This is a genomic window from Chitinophaga filiformis (assembly GCF_023100805.1).
GTDB lineage: Bacteria > Bacteroidota > Bacteroidia > Chitinophagales > Chitinophagaceae > Chitinophaga > Chitinophaga filiformis_B.
The window spans coordinates 3,759,289-3,780,050 of record NZ_CP095855.1; the positions used below are offsets into that span (position 1 = coordinate 3,759,289).

Annotated in this window: 13 protein-coding genes; 10 read left to right on the top strand and 3 right to left on the bottom strand. The window is 45.4% G+C overall.

What is annotated here, in order from left to right; all coding sequences use genetic code 11:
* Window positions 1–8 precede the first annotated feature (8 nt).
* From MYF79_RS15095 to MYF79_RS15130, 8 genes are all read left to right on the top strand, one after another.
* A complete protein-coding gene (locus MYF79_RS15095; protein ID WP_247814801.1) occupies window positions 9–8,513 on the top strand; it encodes a LamG-like jellyroll fold domain-containing protein in 8,505 nt (2,834 codons plus the stop codon).
* Entirely contained in the window at window positions 8,514–9,017 is a 504-nt protein-coding gene (locus MYF79_RS15100) for a hypothetical protein (protein ID WP_247814802.1), read from the top strand. It begins immediately after the preceding gene.
* Window positions 9,018–9,677: 660 nt separating this feature from the next.
* Complete coding sequence (gene tnpA / locus MYF79_RS15105; protein WP_247814803.1) at window positions 9,678–10,022, top strand: IS66 family insertion sequence element accessory protein TnpA; 345 nt, start codon at window positions 9,678–9,680, stop codon at window positions 10,020–10,022.
* A 2-nt stretch (window positions 10,023–10,024) separates the two neighbouring features.
* On the top strand, window positions 10,025–10,399 hold the full coding sequence (tnpB, locus tag MYF79_RS15110) for an IS66 family insertion sequence element accessory protein TnpB (RefSeq protein WP_247814804.1): 375 nt from the start codon (window positions 10,025–10,027) through the stop codon (window positions 10,397–10,399).
* A 39-nt stretch (window positions 10,400–10,438) separates the two neighbouring features.
* Complete coding sequence (gene tnpC / locus MYF79_RS15115) at window positions 10,439–11,929, top strand: IS66 family transposase (protein ID WP_247814805.1); 1,491 nt, start codon at window positions 10,439–10,441, stop codon at window positions 11,927–11,929.
* A gap of 237 nt (window positions 11,930–12,166) precedes the next feature.
* Window positions 12,167–12,766 carry a hypothetical protein gene (locus MYF79_RS15120; RefSeq protein ID WP_247814806.1) on the top strand — a complete coding sequence of 200 codons (600 nt, stop codon included), beginning with the start codon at window positions 12,167–12,169 and terminating at the stop codon, window positions 12,764–12,766.
* Window positions 12,767–12,844: 78 nt separating this feature from the next.
* The gene (locus tag MYF79_RS15125; RefSeq protein ID WP_247814807.1) at window positions 12,845–13,225 is read left to right on the top strand and encodes an SRPBCC domain-containing protein; all 381 of its coding nucleotides are present in this window, start codon (window positions 12,845–12,847) and stop codon (window positions 13,223–13,225) included.
* A 2-nt stretch (window positions 13,226–13,227) separates the two neighbouring features.
* Window positions 13,228–13,698, top strand: a complete 471-nt coding sequence (locus tag MYF79_RS15130) for a hypothetical protein (protein ID WP_247814808.1) — start codon at window positions 13,228–13,230, stop codon at window positions 13,696–13,698.
* A 1-nt stretch (window position 13,699) separates the two neighbouring features.
* Here the strand turns inward: MYF79_RS15130 and MYF79_RS15135 are convergent, their stop codons facing one another.
* Together MYF79_RS15135 and MYF79_RS15140 are read right to left on the bottom strand one after the other, a co-directional pair.
* The gene (locus tag MYF79_RS15135) at window positions 13,700–13,972 is read right to left on the bottom strand and encodes a hypothetical protein (RefSeq protein ID WP_199656052.1); all 273 of its coding nucleotides are present in this window, start codon (window positions 13,970–13,972) and stop codon (window positions 13,700–13,702) included.
* A gap of 77 nt (window positions 13,973–14,049) precedes the next feature.
* Complete coding sequence (locus MYF79_RS15140) at window positions 14,050–14,946, bottom strand: LysR substrate-binding domain-containing protein (protein WP_247814809.1); 897 nt, start codon at window positions 14,944–14,946, stop codon at window positions 14,050–14,052.
* 203 nt (window positions 14,947–15,149) lie between these two features.
* Between MYF79_RS15140 and MYF79_RS15145 the strand changes: the two genes are divergently transcribed.
* Entirely contained in the window at window positions 15,150–15,503 is a 354-nt protein-coding gene (locus MYF79_RS15145; RefSeq protein ID WP_247814810.1) for a hypothetical protein, read from the top strand.
* Window positions 15,504–15,514: 11 nt separating this feature from the next.
* On the top strand, window positions 15,515–15,907 hold the full coding sequence (locus MYF79_RS15150) for a hypothetical protein (RefSeq protein ID WP_247814811.1): 393 nt from the start codon (window positions 15,515–15,517) through the stop codon (window positions 15,905–15,907).
* Between the two features lie 164 nt (window positions 15,908–16,071).
* Here MYF79_RS15150 and MYF79_RS15155 read toward each other — a convergent pair whose 3' ends face one another.
* Window positions 16,072–20,319: a sugar-binding protein gene (locus tag MYF79_RS15155; RefSeq protein ID WP_247814812.1), complete on the bottom strand. Its 4,248-nt coding sequence runs from the start codon at window positions 20,317–20,319 to the stop codon at window positions 16,072–16,074.
* Window positions 20,320–20,762 lie beyond the last annotated feature (443 nt).

Below are 20,762 nucleotides of genomic sequence, written 5' to 3' on the forward strand. Positions count from 1 at the left end.
AAATGAATATGAGAGCTGTTTACGCCAGAATATTAATGCTAAAGGTGATCATGATCGCCTGCTTGCTTTGCGGAATGTCGCAGGCAAGGGCCTTCAATGCTATTGAGACTTACCAGAACCAGTTACAGGGTGCGATAAAAAAGGGAGATACACTGCTACTGAAGGATGAAAAGTTTCTCAATAGTGCATTTGATTGGCAGAAGATCCATAATAAGTCAGTAAATAATATTATCATCTTTGGGCTGTATCGTGATCCGGCAGTTGTCCTGCCTAAAGCTTTTAAGTGTGAGATAGATCTGAAAGTAGAATACTGGTCAGGCCCTGATCAGGTAGAACCTAGTGTCGATGATCATGTAAAGCTGGCGATCAGCTTTGATCCGGCAGCAGGTGTCGCATACCAGGATGCAACCTCTCATCGCTTTCAGTATGGTTATAAGGTAAGGATTACGGTAAATGACATAACGAGTGCCGAGCTGGGAGCACCGCTTCCGGCCGCTTTCAGTCTCAGGACCCAGGTGGTAGTAGAGCGTTCTTATGATATAGACCAGAATACGGGGTTAATTCCCGTGATAACCCGGCAGCAATCAACCGGATCGGAAGGAGCCCCTGTAGAACCGCATGCCGTATCGCTTTCCTGGAACACGATCACAGGGGCGGAGGAGTATGATGTAGAATGGACGTTTATTGATGAGGAATCATATAATGGGCGGAAGCTGGATAGTTTGTCGACCAACGTCACTGAAGACGTCCTGAAGAAGATGTTCCGGAATAATGCCAGTCGCGCTACTGTGCAGAAAGAACAATTTGATATTTCCCTGGTGCATAATTCGAGATTTCTGTTAATCCGCATACGACTGGTACAATACCAGGATAATGATTTCCGCCAGGAAGGATCCTGGCACTATCAGATCCGGGAGAATGGCATAACTAAACCGGGAGTTATAGATTTAGCGGATAATTCCTGGCATCAGGATAACCTCAACTGGCAATACAACGCAGTATATGCGGAAGACGGCAAAAAGAAGGAAGTAGTTAGCTATTTCGACGGCACCTTGCGGAACAGACAGACAGTTACTGTCAATAACAGTGATAAAACGGCGGTAGTACAGGAAACAATATATGATGAGTTTGGACGTCCGTTAGCGAGTATACTTCCGGCGCCTACATCTGCATCTGTATTGAAGTATTACCCCGAAATGCATCTTTCCGACACCGGTAAGTATAATTTTAGGGACATCTACGGCATCGGCGGTAAATGCATAAATATACCGGCGCCTTTGTCAAATCAGAAAGGTGCTGCGAGGTATTATTCACCGCTGAATGAGTTTAAGGATGATACCACCAGGCCTGAGAATAGATATATTCCTGATGCAGAAGGTTATCCTTTAGCAGTAACAAGATACACGGGGGATAATACAGGTCGTGTGAGTGTGCAGGGTGGCGTCGGTAAATTGTTCCAGCCAGGACCTGCAAATGTCAGCAAGGCAACGCGGTATTTCTATGGTAAGCCCGAGCAGTGGGAACTGGACAGGTTATTTGGAAATGATGTGGGGTATGCCAGTCATTACCTGAAGAATATGACAATTGACGGGAATGGCCAGATAAGTGTTAGTTACCAGGATGCTACTGGTAAGACGATTGCTACTGCCCTGACAGGGGATACTCCAGGTAATCTTGATTCGCTATCCTCCAAACCGGCTGCCGTTCAGACGACTACGGTTGTAATGAACCGCGAATTTTCGTTCGATCCCTCGAAGATGAAGATCTCGGCCACCGCTACATACATGAGTGCTGTTGCCGGGAAGGTAACGCTTACATTAGATATACAGCAGCTTATCAGTAAATACGCTGAAAATAATGTGAGCATTTGCAGTAATTGTTATTATGAAGGGAATATCCTTATCTCTGATAATTGTGGAAATGTAGTGTTTCAAAATGCTACCCCGATGAAAATTGGAAGTATGGTGGCCAGCTGCGATGAAGAGGTGTTTTATTCTACACGGGTTGATACTATTGGTATGGATGTCGGGGAATACTTTATCACTTTTGAGTTAGGTATACCCGAAGCTGCGGTTAATTCATATGCACGTAATTATGTTGCGAAGAACAGCAATCTGAAGAAGGAATGGACATTTGTCAGTGATGTATTATTCAATAAGGATTTCCTATCCTGTTTTAACGATTGCGCCACCTGTAAAGAGTCTTTGGGTGAGTTGACAGACTTTAGTCAGCGCATAAGGGAGCGCTTATTGGCCGATAGTGTTAAGGTGCCAGCCAATGATACGACACTTGCCACATGGATTAATAATTTATATGCATCCTTGTCCAGTCAGTGTGCGGAACTGAGAGCTACCTGCAGGACATCTACTCCTTGTACGGACCTGGAGAATGTGATGAAGAGAGATGTGAGCCCCGGCGGGCAGTACGCGCTCTTCGATGATTCATTGAAGGCGGTAGAGCCCACCATTAATGTGTTGAACCTTAACTGGAGGCAGGTGTTTAAGCCGCTGCCAAAAGATTCTCTACGTTATATCCAGGAGCAGTTTGAACTTGAAGATGGAACTCTTACCTCGCCTTATGATAGTGCATTCACATTGCAATTGTTAGCGAAGTATTGGAAAAGTGATTGGGCTACTAATTTTGTTCAATACCACCCCGAATATTGTGCGTTAAAATTCTGCTGGGACAATGCCAGCTACCTGCAATGGGATGAACAGGTACGTACACTGGCTAAAACGGTTGCAGAAATACCTGCAAATGCAAAGGGCGCAGTTTATAACCGCGATAGTATTCGTTGGTTAGTAGATCATGACCCATTCTTTTCAGACGGAGGGAAGGGACATGATTTTATGGCTGCATTCATTGACGATCTGACAAATTATTCGAAGAATGTTGCCGGCGCCAAAAAGGATGGTACGCCTGTGGGAAGCTTGTCTAAGTTCGTTGACTACATGCTTTATTGCGCCGATTACACGGGAACTACAAATGCGAACAATAACGCTGTCAGAGAAGCCGATAACTGGTCAGGTTGTGCGCCTAAGGAAGAGTGTCGTATTCCTGACAGGGAATGGGCCCTGTATAGAGAAAAGTACCTGGAGCTGAAGGATAAATATTATCAGTTAGCGAGAAATACGTCCGCGTATTGTGGTGATAAATGTACTGTGGGGGCGGCGCAGGCTTATCTGGTAACTGATTGTCCGGATGTTTTCAAATTCATATTGGAGAAGGATGCGAATCCCTGTTCGGCAGGTTATATAGCCCGGGTGACATATCTGGGCCAGGCCTTAACAAAATCAATGACGCTTAATATTTATTATCCGGATGAATACAGGAATCTGATCATCGGATCATCTCAGGTATCGATACCTGCAGGTGTGACAAGTACGGGATTTTGCGTCAATAAGGCAATTCCTTTAAGTGCATTACGCATAGCTGCCGTTAATTGTGGTACAGCAGTGGGCGATACGGTGTTTAGTTGTGCTGTTGACGCGAGGGAGGACAAATTTGAGCGGCTTACCTATGCCTATGACGGTACGAAGTCTAAGGTATCATACACATACAGGGGGCACATTCCTCCTGTAGGCGCAGCCATTCGGGCATTGGTATCATGGGACCCTGTTGATTGGGAAACTGCGCAGCCGATGTACATAGATCATGATTATGACCGCCATGCATTTGTAATTGAGGCGTTTGGGCAAATTAATAACTGGGTACTTAAAATTGATACCTGTTATGATGCCTCTCAGCATACCGGGAATGGCTGTAATCAGGCATATGCATATAAGACTTCTCGTATAACCAATATCAACTACACGACGTCACCGATTACCACGGATACAACTGCGTTGAAGGGTGTTGTGAATGATGCGATGGTAGCGATGATCAACCAGAACTGTGAGGCACAGGCAGACGTATGGATGGGGAATTTATCAGGGCTTCTGGACAGTCTTAAATATGTGGGTAAGAAAAGTATCGTGCGGGCTAAATTGATTGAGGTTTGCAAGTTGGGAGGAGACGCAGAGCATATGAATGGAGCAAGTACGATCCCTGCTGGCAGGGCTGCTACTGCAGAAGGTTACAGGTCTTTCGCAGATGTACTGAAAGGCGTTTTGGGTATTTCTTACAATATGGATTATAATCCGTATCTGATAGATGCACCTTATCCGTATGATGTCCAGCCCCAGGCTGTTGAAAGGGTTCTTAATGCTACTGATGGTGCGATATGTGATCGTCTCGCAACATTGACTGCTGAATACAATGCTGCTCAGACAGGGGACTCATTCTATGTATATCTGACGAAGAAGTATGGAGCGGCCATGAATATATCAAAAGAGGAGTTGCAGTTCCTGCAGAAAGGATGTACAAATTGCCGTTACCTGCTTCAGCGGCCAGTGAAGTTGCCTGTTTTTATGGAAAAAGGAGCGAAGGGTTGCATCACTGCAAGCGAGTATACCGATGCCGTAGTAGCATTTGTTGCTGTCATGGGTGATAGCCTGATCGTGGATCATCCTAACTATGAGCGGATGTTTGCTAATTCGCTCAATAGCCGCTTTGGTTTTACTTTGTCTTATGCAGAATATAAGGAATATGGGGATACATTAGCGAAGAATCCGTCTCTTTCACTGTTATTATGTAATCATCCTGTGTATGCCAGCGTTAAACAGGACAATTACGAATGTATGATGCAGGGAATTGATGATGCGGTTACAGCTGGTCATGTAGCGTACAAGGAATATATTGAGGAGGTAAAACGTCTTTTCCGGGCTGAGTATATTGCTTATTGCAGCGCTAATAAGCCGAAGGTATCGCTGACTTCCCCGCAACAGATATACCATTATACACTCTATTATTATGATCAGGCGGGAAATTTAGTTAGAACAGTTCCCCCGGAAGGTGTACATCCCCTGGATGATTCCCTGTTTGCACAGATTGCTGCTGTACGCAGAATAGGAAGCGCCGTTTGTACTTATAGTGGTCCGACTACAAATACTCCTGAAGCTACAGCTTTGCAGCAGTTCACAACCGTCTTTGATCGGAGCGGGGACGCATCGCTGGAAATGTGGATGTTCAATCAGAGCAGGTCAGGAGGCCAGGTGGTAGCAACAACCAGCGGGAACAAGTATATCTTTAACCTGTGTATCAGTGGAAAGTACCTGAATTTTGACGTGTACACCGTTACTCCTCTGGCAGGAGGTGAAGCTGACGTCGTATTATCGGCACATACAACTGCTGACCTGACAGGTATTTTGCCTTTGACACCATGGACACATGTAGTGATTCAGGGGGATGGGCTGAAGAAAAACGGCCGGGATATATATGTAAATGGTAAATCCTGTCCACGTGTAACTGTGGAGCCTACGGGCGCTTGTCCGTGGGAGATACGCTCAGGTAGTGCCGGGATTACTTACCCGAAGAATCTTACCCTGTTAAAGCAGGTCCGCTTTTTCAATCGTAAACTGAGTGCAAAAGAAATATCAGCAAACGCTGACGATGCCTGTATGGGCTTTAGCCCCTCTTATGCTACGGCCTTGGATAGCGCTAAACTTTTCTGGACGCGTTTTGGTATCCCCGCCGCCGGAAGTTATTGGACAGTGGATGGGGGGACCACAGAAACACAGTATGTACCTGTTTACCCTAAGCACACATTGATGACTTCTTATGCATATCAGTCCCTGAATGGAATTGAAGCGCAGAAAACACCTGATGCAGGCGTCAGTCGTTTCTGGTATGATATGCTGGGCAGAATGGTGGCGTCACAGAACGCTGAGCAACTTAGTCCGCTGGGCGGAGGTTTGAGTTCCCGTTACAGTTATACTAATTATGACGGACAGGGGCGTATTAAGGAAGTGGGTGAAACACAGGCGTCTCTTCCCCTTACTGCGCCGTTCCTTTCTACTGACGCGCTGGCTCTGTTTGGAGCGAATCCGAAACAGCAGGTGACCAGGACTTATTATGATGCTCCTAAACCACAGACAGCTGACATTATCGCAAATGCGCAGGATAATCTGCGGAAAAGGGTAAGCGCAGTGACTTACGGAGAAGATGCGAATGGAATTCCTGAGCAGGCTACGTATTATACTTATGACCAGATAGGTAATGTGAAGACACTCTGGCAGCAGATGGCAGGCCTGAATACCAAACAGATTGACTATCAGTATGATCTGGTGAGCGGAAAGGTCAACAAAGTGAGATACCAGTCCGGGAACCCAGATCAGTTCCTGTATGGTTATGAGTATGACGCTGAGAATCGCCTCACAAAGGCCTACACAGGTGTGAACACGGTTTCTTCAAACGGATGGGTGATCGAAACACCTCATACAGATGCCGCTTACCGGTACTATCTGCACGGTCCGTTAGCCAGGACTGAACTTGGTAATGAACAACTTGTACAGGGTATTGACTATGCATATACGTTGCAAGGTTGGCTGAAAGGAGTGAATGGCAATTATCTGTCACCGCAGGACGAGATTGGAAGAGATGGTGTGAAGAGCACGTGGCGCAGCAATATTGCCCGGGATGCTTATGGGTATTCCCTGGAGTATTTCAAAGGAGATTATAATGCAATAAGTGATCAGGCGAAGGCTTTCCCATTGAAATGGACGGTAGGTGTGCCTACAGAAGCAGGTAGAGACCTCTTTAACGGAAACATCAGCCGTAGTACGCTGGCACTGAAGCGGGTAGCAGAACAAGCACCGGTGGGATATAGTTATCGGTATGATCAGTTAAGCCGCCTCAAAGGAATGCGTCAGCATTCATTATCAGTCGGAGCAACTGATTGGAGTGCGGCAACTGCCGGTGAGCAGTTTAAGGAAGCAATCACTTATGATGCTAACGGGAACATTCTCAGTTATTTGCGCAATGGTAGCAATGGCAAAGGCCTGGCCATGGACCAGCTGAGTTATGTTTATTCCCGTGATGCTGCTGGTAACTTGTTGAATAATAAGCTGTCGCAGGTAGTGGATAACGCGTCCGATGCTTCCTACACGGAAGATTTGAAAACTCAGCCTGCAAATAATTATCTTTATGATAACATCGGTAACTTGCTTTCCGATAAACAGGGTAAAATCGACTCTGTCAGATGGACCCTGTACGGAAAGATCAGACAGATCGGTAAAACCGATGGTAGTTCTTTGGAATACGCATACGACCCGGCAGGTAATCGTGTATATAAGAAATACACGACCGGAACTGTAGGCGAGAAGACCTGGTATGTGCGTGATGCGCAAGGTAATGTGCTGGCGGTATATGGCAAGAAGGATAGTGAGAGCCAGACGTATTGGAAAGAGCAGCATTTGTATGGTAGCAGCCGTCTGGGTATCTGGACATCTGATATTGATGTAACAGTCGAAACGGCCGCTCCAAGCGATACGAACTGGTTGAAAAAAGGAAGGAAGCAGTATGAGCTGACTAATCATCTGGGCAATGTGCTGGCGACTATCTCTGATAAAGTGGTGGATTCAGTGATTGGAAATTCAGTAGATCATTATGAGGCGGAGGTATTGAGTGCACAGGATTACTATCCTTTTGGGATGTTGCAGCCGGATAGGAAGTGGAGTTTGGGGCGTTATAGGTATGGGTTTAATGGGCAAGAAAAATCTACGGAAGTAGGAACAAGCAATTATACAGCGCAGTTCTGGGAATATGATAGCAGAATAGGCAGGAGATGGAATCTTGATCCGGTAAATATTTACTTTGAATCTCGTTACTCTACTTTTCACAATAACCCGAATCTTTACTCAGATCCTTTCGGTTTATATGGATCTAAAAGAAGTGCGGAAAGGATGAGGGATCGTGCGAGGCGCGCCGGCTTAGATGCGGGAGATGTATATTACCGAAAGGACCAGAAGGATTGGGTATTTGGTGAAACTAAAAGCTCATCAAGAAAGGAGGCGGCCGGAGGTTATTCTGTGGAAGTTACTTCTAAAATTCATAGTGAAGGTCGTTATTTTGGGGGCATTGGTCGGAGAATAAAGGATTTTTTGTCGGACTGGAATCCCGTTAAGTCTGTTGAAGGCTATGTTGGAACGGTTGTAAAGAAGGAAGTAAGTATCGAACGTGCTGGGCTTCCTGTCAAATTTGTAGTGCCGCTGTTTGGAGGACAGATCAAATGGAGAAGTGATAGAAAAGAACCTGAGTATAAACTGATAGATTTTACATCCGGATATGTGAATGGGAAATTTGCAGGAGCGGATTTTAGAATTATGCCACTTGAAGGAGCATTAGGTGGGGACTATGTTCCAGGCTATCGAGCGTTGTACCCGATAGCAAAAGGGCCGATTTTGGTACCTGTTGGAGAGATGACTATACCCGTAGGAGAATGGAAGATCCAAGCCGATGCCGCCACTAACTTCAGGGACTTATTTATAGGCGCAAGAGGGGTAGCTGAAACTGGAGGCGATGGTGTCCCCTTGTTAGGAATCCCAAAGACTGGGGTTAAAGTGGAAGTGAATGGCGGCTATCGCTTTCGGCTTAAATGGCCAAATATTGTTAATGAATATTTTAATGAGGAGTAAATGAAAGTACTAAAAAGAGACTTTAGAGTAGTAGTATGGTTTTTGCTATTTAGCTTTGTTGCATCAAACAGTGGATTTATTAAAATTCATACCAATAATTGGGTGGTAAATCTGATTAATATTTTGATGTTTTTTGGAATCTTTTTTCAGATGAGTTATTTTGTTAGTATACTTATCGGAAAAAAGCAATATTTCACAGTCATCCAGATAATACCTTCCCATAAAGAAAGGTCAGGATTTATATTAGGGGGAGTGTTTAATTTAAAGAGGAAATACTTTTATGTAATTGACGAAGAAAAAAGAAAATTTGTGGTAAGTAGTTTTTTTTCGAGTAAAGACAGGGTTTTTCAACCAAATGAAAAAATACGGGGATATAAGGGTTTTGGATTTAGGGTGAAGATGATTGATCGTAGGTCTATTGTTATGAGAGCTGTGGTTTTAGTTGTATTGGTAATTTTGTTATATGGAATACGAAGTATTTCTCAATGGTTAAAACTGATCTAGTGACACTACAAATATAGGGCAGCAGATAACTCGGTGATATTGATAAAGAATAAATAAAAATTATAAAGGCAACGTTAATAATACGTTGCCTTTGCTTATGATATATAATATACTATCCTGACACAAAAGATGTTTTTGGTGTCCAAGAACTTTGGAGGTATAGAGGTATAGGATTTATATAAAGCGTGTAAAAGCAGATAATGAGTAATATTACACATAAACTAATTACCTATTGATGAGAATGTTAATTTAACTGTGTAAACTATCACTCTTAGATTTGAAGATCGCGTCTGCCTTGACCCAAAATATTAATAAACTGTAAAAGCGTATTGGGCCAGTCTCTTTGAGGCATGGTCGAGCCTTCATCAGGCGTAAATACACGACCTTTTTGACAGCCTGGTCGTTGGGTAGAATGGATCTCGCCTTTGTATACTTTCGGATACCCCAATTTGACATTCTGAATCAGGCTGGTTGTATAGATGATCTTTCGGATGGCCTTCGGGGAACTCAAAGAAGGTAGACAAATGCTCCCAGTTCGCGTTCTAGGAGTTGACGACATAAGGGTATTATCAGCGCAGATAATGTTTAATGAAACCGGGGTATCCCCACGAGCAACAGCATCTTCTCCTAATCATCAGAAGTGACTAGTTTGCGCTCACTATGAGCCAAGATTTATCACAACCAAGAGATACAGCAACGGTGCGTATGTCTGTCACTGAAAAGAAGCGATTACTTTCTGAATGGCAGCAAAGTAACCTGAAGATGAAGGTATTCTGTGAACAAAAGCATATATCTGTAAATGCGTTGAAAAACTGGATAAAGCAGTTCGATATGGGGCGTAAGAGAAAATCAAAAGTAAATCAGCCTGGTTCTTTTGTTGCCCTGATTCCAGAAAGAACGAACCCGGTAATTCCTTTTGCTGAATACTTGTTGCCTGATAATAGGAAACTCATACTTAACCATACTGTTCCGGTGTCTTTCCTAAAAGAACTATTATCCGCATAAAGATGATTGCTTTAAACCCAGAATGCAGGTATTTTCTTTACAGATCGCCTATTAACATCAACAAGAGCTTTTATAGCCTGGCATCTATCGCCAGAGAGCAGATGAAGGTGGACCCGTTGTCGCTGGCTGTATTTATTTTCCTGAACAATAATCGTAACCAGCTGAAATTACTCGTTTGGCAGGGCGACGGCTTTGCCATCTTTCATAAAAGATTGGAGGAAGGTACGTTTGAATTACCACCATTCCTGCATGATCAAACACATGTGGTGATTAGCTATAGCCAGCTGATATTGATCTTGCAGGGGATTAGTCTGGAAAAGGTACACTATCGAAAACGATATAATCAAAAAAATGCCAGCACGTTAACATCGCGCTAACAATATTTACAGAATGATTGGCTAACATTGCATCTCGCGATGCAACACCCCAACATTGATTATAAGGAACGTTATGAACAGGCTGAACAAACCATCAGCCAGTTAAAGCATGAGCTGGCAGTATTGAAGAAAATGATCTTTGGGAGCCGTCACGAGAAGTTTGTTTCCACAGAGGCATCAGTACAGCAACTATCACTGGATATAAAAGCTGATCAAATACTCACCAGCAGTGTTGTAAGCGCCCAGAGAATCTCCTACACCCGCAACAAAATCAATACAGAACCGGTTGCGCACCCAGGGAGAAATAAACTACCCGATCACTTACGCAGAGAGGAAATTATCATTGACCCGATAGATCTTCCACAAGGAAGCAAGAGGATTGGACAACTGGAAACAGAGGTTTTGGAATACAAGGCCGCAGAACTATATGTTAAACGATACATCCGACCCAAGTACCTGGCACCGGAATCTAATGCAGCGGACTCCTCCCAGATAATAACAGCACCATTGCCAGACATGCCATTGCCGAAATGCATTGCAGGACCGGGGTTGTTAGCACAAATGATCATCGATAAATTTGTTGATCACCTGCCGCTGCATCGTCAAATGCAACGTTTTGAGCGTTCCGGGGTAAAACTTCCGTACTCGACGTTGACAGATTGGGTTGGTGCTGCAGCTAACCTGATAACGCCTCTTTATGGATCTCTCGTCGATCAGGTACTTAATGCTGACTACATACAGTGCGACGAGAGTCCCATGCCAGTGCTGGACAAGGATAAGAAAGGAAAAACTCATCGAGGCTTCTTTTGGGCCTATCAGGACAGTATAAACAAGCTGGTCGTCTTCGATTACCAGGAGGGGCGCAATAAATATGGCCCCACGCAAATGTTACAAAAATTTAAAGGTACAATCCAGACGGATGGTTACCAGGTCTACGATGCGATTGCCGAAAGCAGTGGCATAAATCTCATCCATTGCATGGCTCACGCACGGAGATATTTTGTGGATGCGCTTGAGCATGATCGCAGCCGTGCAGAGCATGTTCTTCAGCAAATACAGCTACTCTATGAAATAGAGCGGGAATGCAATGCTCAGGCATATGATATAGCAGATCGGAAATCTAACCGTTTTGAAAAGGCTGTTCCTATCCTCACAGAATTAGGGATATGGATGATTAAACAGTATCCACAAGTTCTTCCTAAGAGCCCAATTGGACAAGCACTAGCTTATAGCATAAAAAGATGGGATAAACTATGCGCATATGCTCAAACAGGACATCTGTTGCCAGATAACAACCCGATTGAAAACTCCATAAGACCTATAGCACTGGGTCGAAAAAATCACCTGTTTGCGGGCTCACACGAAGCCGCGAGGAGATCCGCAATGCTATATAGCTTGCTTGGGACTTGTAAAATGCATAAGGTTGACCCAGTAGAATGGTTACAGAATGTGCTCAGTAGAATAGCCAGCCATCCTGTAAACCGAATCAAAGAACTTCTTCCGCATAACTGGAAACTTGAGCAAAGCTAAGCCACTCCTGAATTATTACATATATGCAGTTGCTCGTAGGTATACAAACCGGGACTTGCAAGAGTAGTTTCATCACGAAACGACTAGCTGCCAGTGTTGCGGCTGTATTCTATACGCTTAATTGCAAAAATGATCAAACGTTACATAATATTTATTATCCCTGTTATATTCTCATCTTTCACTGCATGCAGGCCTTACGAAGGGATCAGAAAGTTCAATGGATTTAACTTTCATCGTATGGAGCCTATCGCGGCAATTGACCCTACTTTACAGATATGCGTAACCTATTCCGCCGGAAACATTGTGAAGGTGAATTTTAAAGATAACTCCCGGCAACTTCTTTCAGATACGGTAATTTACAAAAACAGTGCGGTCTTTCTCTTTCAAAATCATCCAGAGAACGATCAGTTGTCCAGCGACAGTACAGTAAGAATCATTGCAAAAATTTCAGATACAGTCAGAACTTTTATTTTCGGAAAACACCATGATCGGTATCGGCTGTTCTTCGTAGAAACACCGTTGAATGACTCGGTTATTAGCTATCAGTACGTTTACAGTTCGGACATAACTGACGTCAATATAAGCGAGAAGTTAATGGATGCACTGACGTCTTTTAAACAACATGTAGAGTTTTACGATTTCGCTCATGAAATAACCTTTAGGTACGATAAAAAATGTATGTACTATACAATTGTGGAAAACTATGGTGATTGGAAGGCAGGGAATTTCCCTGATACGCTTCATGATATATACGGAAGTATATATTTGGATAAATACAGAATAGAAATGCGAGAACTAGTACCGGGATTTAAACTGTATTTACACGATAAGGATTAAGGACCAGCCAAATACAAAATGTAAAATGGGTTGTTCCGGCTCCAAATATTTCCCTAGCTTTGCCCCCTAAATACGCACATGAAAGATTACAAAAAGCATTTCATCATCCCGGCTCCGCCGGAAGACCTATATAAAGCGCTCACCAATCCAAGCACGATCCAGCTCTGGAGCGGCGAACCCGCCGAGATGTCCACTGAGCCTGGCACTGAATTCTCCCTGTGGGAAGACAGCATTGTTGGTATGAACCTCGAATTTGAAGAAGACAAGAAGATCGTCCAGGAATGGTACTTCGGGGAGCAGGAAGAGGCGTCTATCGTTACGATCATCCTGCATCCGAATAAAAAAGGCACAGATGTGGAGCTAAGGCATACAAACATCCCTGACGAAGCGTACGACGATATCATCGAAGGATGGAATAACGCTTACTTCGGCGCTTTGATTGATTTCTACACCGAATAGTTATGAAAGCCGCTACCGTTGCCGAGTTAAAGAAGGAATTACAGGAAGTCCCACCAGCCCAGCTGGTGGAATTATGCCTGCGTCTGGCAAAGTTCAAAAAAGAGAACAAGGAACTGCTCAACTACCTCTTATTCGAATCACACGATCTCCAGGCATACATTGAAGCAGTAAAAGAGGAGATGGACGAGGCCTTTGCCGAATCTCCCAGGCAGAATATTTATTTTATAAAAAAACACCTGAGGAAGATACTTCGCGCTACGAACAAGCATATCAAATACACCGGCTCTAAACAGGCCGAGGTGGAGTTGCTGCTATATTATTGTATGAAGATTAAAAAAGCAGGTATTAAAGTAGGAGAGAGCGTAGCGCTGACCAAACTTTATCTGCAGCAGGTGAAAAAGATAGAGAAGTCTATTTCACTACAGCACGAGGACCTACAGCATGATTATAAACGGCAACTGGAGAGGCTGTAATTTATTCAGCCCCTTCAGTCATATCCATTTCAGTTAATTTACTAACACCAGCATATTCAGCGGCTGCTTCGGGACATAAAACTGCACCCAGGGAAGCAACTACTTTCTTCGCCAGCAGGTCAATATCAGCAGTACTGGTAGTCAGGAAAGAAGGGGTATGTTCCCTCATTTGTTTCAGCAGGTTATTCTTGTGTTGTATAGAGATACCGGCAAGTTCTTTCAATCTTTCAGTAGTCGTATTATACAATTCTTCGTAATAAAAAAGGATATTCATAAAGCACTTATTTGAAAGACAAATGTATGCCTTAGGCTATAATGAAAGCTATATAGAAATCTTATGATCCATAAGATTTAGTTATAGATCGACTTCGCTAATCTGATAAAGCGCTTATTTAGCTCGCTGGTTTCCCCTTTCCGCTGAATGAAGTAAAAACTACGCTCAATACGCAATCCTTCAAAATTGAGCACGGCCAGTTCTCCCAGTTGCAGCTCCTTTACGATAGACCTGGTGGAGAGGAAACCCACACAACCGGATTCTACCAGGAAGTTCTTCAGGGCTTCAGTTCCCCCCAGGCGTGCATTGATCTGCAGATCGTCCAGGTTGATCTTACTTTTCATCAGGCCTTGCTTGATCGCCTCCAGGGTACCGCTGCCGCGTTCACGTATGGCCAGGGGCATGTTCAGGATCTCCTTGAGCAGATATTCTTTCTTCTTTACCAGCGGGTTATTGTGACTGCAAACGGCTACGATCTGGTCTTTCAGGAAGGGCAGATAGGTCACATTGCTCAGCTTGCCCTTTTCCTCGGTTACCCCGATATTAATCTCTTTGTTTATCAAGGCGTCCAGTACGATCTCGCTGTTCCTGTTCAGGAGGGATATTTCTACCCGGGGATATTCCTGGTTAAAGGCAGACATGACACGGGGAAGTATATACAAGGCGGCCGTCGTACTGGCGCCGAGGTTGAGTACCCCGCTGGCCTGTAATTTGTCCTTCATCACAGATATATCGAATTCCGTCTCCTGCTGTATCGTCTTCACCGTCAGCAGCCTTTTGTACAACAGTTGCCCCGCTTCCGTCAGTTCTATATGTAAGCCCTTCCGCTCGAACAACTTAGTTTGATACTGCTCTTCCAGACTCTTAATATGCCCGCTCACTGCCGGTTGGGAAATGAACAATACCTCGCTGGCCCTGGAAAAACTTTTCTCCCGGGCTACCTCCATAAATACCAGATGTCGGGTCGATAACATAAGGGTCGTATTTACAACCAAGGTATTCAAAATAGCTAACTGCTCCAACAGCACATCCCCTTTAAAAATTTATTGATCACAATATCAGTCACTTACATTTATTTATTAACTGAAACTTTCAGAATATTTTGAAAGTTCGAATATTAATACCTAGGTTTGTATCACAAAAGCAACCTTCTGCCAGTCACCTAAATGTATCCGGTATGAACACACTCGCTTACATCATTTATCTCCTAATCACCTACCTGATAACTGTGCGTGTGGGCTTGGTTTTTTACCGTAACGGGCGACTATTCATCCTGGATCTGCTGAAGAACGACGTTACCCTTACCGACGCCATCAACCGCATTTTACTCGTCGGTTATTACCTGGTCAACCTTGGGTATGCAGCGCTGATGATCAGCACCTGGGATACGATCCTCAGCTGGACAGCGCTCTTGTCGTCAATAACGGTCATGACCGGAAAAATAGTGCTCACACTGGCCATCATGCATTATTTCAACATGCTGGTGATCTATCTTATCAGTAAACGTAATAAATCAATTCTTCACCCTTAAAACACTGTTGTATGGAATCGTCTCTGAACTTTATCGCTTACCTGATCTATCTGCCCATCGTGATCGTCCTCACATGGTACGTGGCGCACACTCTGTTTAAAAATAGTAAAGTGTTTATGCTGGATATATTCCATGGTAAAACTGATATCGCTACCGCCACCAATAAGCTGTTTGAGACAGGCTTCTATCTGCTCAACCTGGGATTCGCTTTCTGGGTAATGGAAATATCATCCGGCATCAGTAATCAACGCAGCCTGCTGGAGATCCTGAGCGCCAAGATCGGTGGCTTCTGCATCTACCTTGGCGTAATGCTGTTCTTTAATCTCTACCTGTTCTTCCGCGGAAGAAGAAAAGCAAGAGCCAAATCACTGTCGCTTGCGCCAGTTCCAAGAATAGAAGAATAAACAATGGGGCTGTCCCATATCCCTATACCGGTCTTCTCTATTGTTTACACCTCGGCTCCAGGGGCTATGGCAAAAGGCCTGCCCCTTCAGCATATATCGATACATACACAGAAACGCCCGCTCCGTTCACGAAGCAGGCGTTCTCTTTTTTAGCAATGACGATCTTATTGTATCAGCAATTTCTTTGTGATCACTTGCTCTCCGGATACATACTTCACCACATATACTCCTTTAGGTAACTGCGGAAGATCCAACCGTACTTCCGCCTGCGCTTTTGCCGTATATACCTGCCTGCCATGCAGGTCATACACAAACACATACCCTTTGCCACTATGGTTGGAGATCATGATCTTCGCCTGTCCGTCTGTAGCCGGATTAGGCAGAATGCGGATCTCAGGTGTTTTATCTGCAACAACGGCATCATGCATCACCGCCATTGTAGCAGCGGCTGTATTAGCCAGTATTACAGAACCATAACCTGATGTATTCTGATAGTTGTATAAGTTGCCAAACCATACTGCCTGGCCATCACGCGTTCCTCCATTGTCATCGTCATCATAACCAACATCAAAACCAAAAGACAGACCCGCTGACGGGGTAATACCCAGCTGTGACCATGGAATGCTGATCTCCACAGTATAACCGCCGCTGATAGCTGCATACGCATGCTGAACGCCACTGACAGCTACTTTGCTGAACAGTGAACTGCTGTTGTACGCCTTGATGAACTGGTTATCATTTCCATCAAACACCGTCAGCTTGTTATTATTCGCATCAATGAATATTTCCACCGCATCATTTTCCCATGGATCAGGCGAGTCTGCATACAGGGCGCCATCCAGCACTTTCACGCCAATGTAAAGGTTATTGGCATCCCAGAGCACGCCAAAAGTGGCCGTGTTGTTCGGCGAGCCTGTTGTCACTTTACTGATACTCTGCGAGAGATTCCAGCTGCTTTCACTCAGGTTGCCGTTCACCGTAATGGTACCTGCTGCAGGACGTGCCAGTATAGTGCCCGGCTGATTAGGATCCGTCACCGTCCCCACTGTCACCTGTACCTGGTCGCTTGTCGTCAGACTGCCATCGCTCACCGTCAGCTGGAAAACGTAACTGCTGCCATTGGTCAGCCCGGAAACGACCGGATTGGCAATCGCAGTGTTACTGAATGTTACTGCCGGACCACTCACTTTGGTCCAGCTGTAGGTAACAGCATTACCTTCCGGATCCGATCCTGTACCCTGTAAGGTGACGCTGGTGGTATTGGCAGCCAGCGTAACATCTGCGCCCGCATTTGCTACAGGAGGTTGGTTAGATGCGCCACTGCAGGTAGTCAGATAAACAGTTCCGAATACGGAGGGATTTGAAAACGCTGCTGTATTCGTGGCGAATGATGCGATCTGTGCATCGCGTGTACCATTATTGTCATCATCGTCTATCTGTACATCCAGTCCCAACTGTTTACCCAGCGAAGGAGTAGTACCAATGGTCGTCCAGGGAATAGCCACTTCCAGGTTATAGCCTGTCGCGGTGGCATACTGCCTGTAATTGATACCAGTCGTCCTGGTCACTGAATTACCTCCCGTATGTACAGTATTATCATTCCAGCGGAAGCCCAGCTGGAAGTCATTCGCTCCGTCATAGGCAGTTCCTTTACTATTATCGCCATCGATGAATATTTCCACCACATCATCTTCCCACCAGCTGCTACCGGAATCAGCGATCCTGGTGGCGTCATTCACTTCTACCAGCAGGTAAAGGTTAGTATTATCATACATCGCTCGCCATTTACCTGCATAGTCGGAAGGAAGACCACCCAGCACAACATTACTGATATTCCTCACCGGGGCGATCGCCCAGGCGCCATCAATCGTTGCATCGATCACCGGAGGCGTACCAGATACCTGTGCTATCACTGGCGATACACAAGGCGGATTATCATTGTCCGCAATAGTGATCACGGCAACAGTGTCTCCACCCAGATTGTAAGAAGCATCTTTCAGCAAGGTTAAACGTACTGTTTCCGGCCCTTCGAACACCGCATCATTCACGGGCGTAATATTGATCACTGCAGAAGTCTGGGCAGGTGTCAGCGTAATGGTACCACTCAACGCAGGACTGGCCGTATAATCGCTCGCGCTGGCCGTACCGGCAACGGTATATTTTACATTGATGCTTTGAGACAGGGAAGAAGTACTTACGGTAAACCTGCCCGCCGTACCATTCTCGGAAGCATTGGCGATCGTTGCTAGCACATTGACGCCTGGCAGGATGCTTACCCTCCGAGTTGCGGTAAAATTACCACTGGCAGTGGTCACCGTAATATTAGCCGTGCCAAATCCCAGCGCAGTCACTTTACCCGTAGCGTCTACGGAGGCTACTGATGGATTGGAACTGCTCCAGGTTACATTCTTATTGGTCGCATCTACGGGTATAATATCCGCTGTCAATTGCAAAATTTGTCCTTCTGTCAGGGTCGTATCATTCGCGGGTTTTATCGTAACACCCGATACGGGGATATTGATGTTTTGTATGATCAGCTGGAAATTGGTGTTCCGGTTGATATACGCGCCCGATTCCGCATTGGTGACCGTCAGGTTGTTGAAGGTAGCCGTCTGGGATCCCGCCTGTACATACAATCCGAAACCTCCATATACATCAGCCGGGACATCCCGCACCACCGGATCCAGCCCTGTACCGTCAATGGTCGTGTTGTTGAACACCAGGTGATGAAGGTTATTCCCATATATCTGGATCCCATCGCGTTGGGAACGAAGGATGGTATTGTTGTCAAACTGCATGTTGAAAATACCACTGCCGCCGGCATAGAACTCAATAGCGCCCCGCTTCTGGTTCCAGAGGTCATAACTTGTGCCGCAACCGGTCATCGTGTTCTCATACACTTTAATAACATCGCCGGGATATTCAAACGTAAAGCCGGGGAAGTCATTGGTGAAACGGATGGCGGAACCGCCTACGCCATCTTTGATGTAGTTATGATGGATCTCATGCCCGGTACCGCCAAACAACGCGATACTACCCGCACGCCAGTTATTTTCGATCGTATTGTACCTGAAAATGTTATTGCGACAGGTCTCATTGTTGCCGGCTACATTAGCGGGCCATACCGCCAGGCCATCATCGCCGTTATTCCTCACGCTGCATTGCTCTACTACGGAATTGGAAGTGCCCTGACAGAAGTTCACCCCATCGGCATAGTTATTCCTGATGCGGCACCTGGAGATCACCAGGTCCCTGGTAATATCGATAGGGTAGGGAGGGTCGTAACCTGCTATCCAGAAGCCACATTCAAAATGTTCCACCCATATATCATGTATGCGGGACCCGGTACCATATGTACCCATAAAACCTTTATAGGTCTTGTACATTTCCCCCGGCAATCTCGGATTGGGCTCGTCATATTTCAGGCGGTCGTTATTGATAGTGCTGAGCGTAAAATGGGAGATCTCCACATTACTGGCACGACCCATAAAGCCGCCATAAAATTGCTTGTCGGTCGAGAAATACACTTCCGTGTACCAGATACCGGCGCCCTGTATCTTCATATTGCTCACATTCAGCGGCAGCTTGTCGCTCAACATGAAACGGCCGGCCGGAATATACACGTGTTTACCCTGTGCCGACGCTGCAGCGATGCAGGCATTAAAGGCCGCAAAATCGTCGGTCTGGTCATTGGCAACAGCGCCATAGTCGGTCACGGAAAGATAATTGGCCGGCTGCGTTAGTGCTTGCGGAACAGGCTCCAGCTCAACAAAGTCGACGCCATAGGTAATAGCGTCTCCATTGTCTTTCCGGATGCTGAGTTTATCGCCCGCATTCAACGGATTGTCCAGGCGGAAATGCACTTCATCAAAGCGCATGAAGGTCTTGCCACCCGGCGTCTGTACCGGGTCTGCCGCCGGAAAATACTGGTAGGCCCAATACGAGGACAGGTTGATGTTCCGCACCTTGGTGCCGTTCACATACAGACCAAGGGATCCGCTTCTGCCCGCGCCGGTATTGTCGTCGGGCATGGTGAAACGAAGCGTCACCCCCTGGGCGGCCTGTGTCAGTGTCCATTCAACACTGGCATTGTTACTACTGAGGCTTACATACTTCTGGTCGGAAGCCTCGGAGGCAATGTCTGTCTGAATGAACTGGGGAGATTGCTGTAATGCTGCGCCGCCATCAAGCGTGGCATTCTCTGATTCATAACGCGTGTAAGGCAACTGGTATGCACCGCGGGGTAATCCGTCGCTTTGTGCAAATGCTACCATACAGGGCATGAGGAGCAGCATAAGAAGTGTAAGCCTGTACCAGCCAGGAATTCTCCTGAGGTACTTCAACCGGGCAGGACCAGCCTGCGTAATGGACGCGCGATACCGCGCTTTCGAGGGAAAAGAAACGGGTTTCATTATGGTAGGTATTTAGAGACATGGATTTTCCCGGACCGCTCAGTGTCAACAACGTGGAAATATTTTTCATCCGTGGTAATGTCAAAGGAAGTGAAGTCAGCTGAAACGGGCAAGTAATACGGAGAAAATATAGAAAATACGGCGTCCGTAAAACGTCGTTTTGCTTCTAACGATTTCAGTATTAATTCACTGTAGATATATGGTCATCTTAATTGATATAGGTGTTTTTGAGACGGCGCCGCATTCCTGAGCCCGTTGCAGGGTGGTCTTCCAGGCAGCTGCTAGCCGGTTATTTTAGAAACAAAGCTCATTATGCCTCCTGAAATAGCTGGCCTTATATCATTCCTGTCGGGGCAAAAAAATAGAAAGAAAAATAACTGTAATAATGACAATTATACTATATTCATTATGAATTTCACTGTTAGCATGAAAAACACCGGAAG

Bases quoted from the DNA above. Each gene is read 5' to 3' on its own strand.
- MYF79_RS15130 (WP_247814808.1), top strand. From the start codon at position 13,228: ATGAAAGCCGCTACCGTTGCCGAGTTAAAGAAGGAATTACAGGAAGTC.
- MYF79_RS15145 (WP_247814810.1), top strand. From the start codon at position 15,150: ATGAACACACTCGCTTACATCATTTATCTCCTAATCACCTACCTGATA.
- MYF79_RS15095 (WP_247814801.1), top strand. From the start codon at position 9: ATGAGAGCTGTTTACGCCAGAATATTAATGCTAAAGGTGATCATGATC.
- MYF79_RS15140 (WP_247814809.1), bottom strand. From the start codon at position 14,946: ATGTTATCGACCCGACATCTGGTATTTATGGAGGTAGCCCGGGAGAAA.
- MYF79_RS15135 (WP_199656052.1), bottom strand. From the start codon at position 13,972: ATGAATATCCTTTTTTATTACGAAGAATTGTATAATACGACTACTGAA.
- tnpA (WP_247814803.1), top strand. From the start codon at position 9,678: ATGAGCCAAGATTTATCACAACCAAGAGATACAGCAACGGTGCGTATG.
- MYF79_RS15100 (WP_247814802.1), top strand. From the start codon at position 8,514: ATGAAAGTACTAAAAAGAGACTTTAGAGTAGTAGTATGGTTTTTGCTA.
- MYF79_RS15155 (WP_247814812.1), bottom strand. From the start codon at position 20,319: ATGAAACCCGTTTCTTTTCCCTCGAAAGCGCGGTATCGCGCGTCCATT.
- MYF79_RS15125 (WP_247814807.1), top strand. From the start codon at position 12,845: ATGAAAGATTACAAAAAGCATTTCATCATCCCGGCTCCGCCGGAAGAC.
- MYF79_RS15150 (WP_247814811.1), top strand. From the start codon at position 15,515: ATGGAATCGTCTCTGAACTTTATCGCTTACCTGATCTATCTGCCCATC.
- tnpC (WP_247814805.1), top strand. From the start codon at position 10,439: ATGCAACACCCCAACATTGATTATAAGGAACGTTATGAACAGGCTGAA.
- MYF79_RS15120 (WP_247814806.1), top strand. From the start codon at position 12,167: ATGGAGCCTATCGCGGCAATTGACCCTACTTTACAGATATGCGTAACC.
- tnpB (WP_247814804.1), top strand. From the start codon at position 10,025: ATGATTGCTTTAAACCCAGAATGCAGGTATTTTCTTTACAGATCGCCT.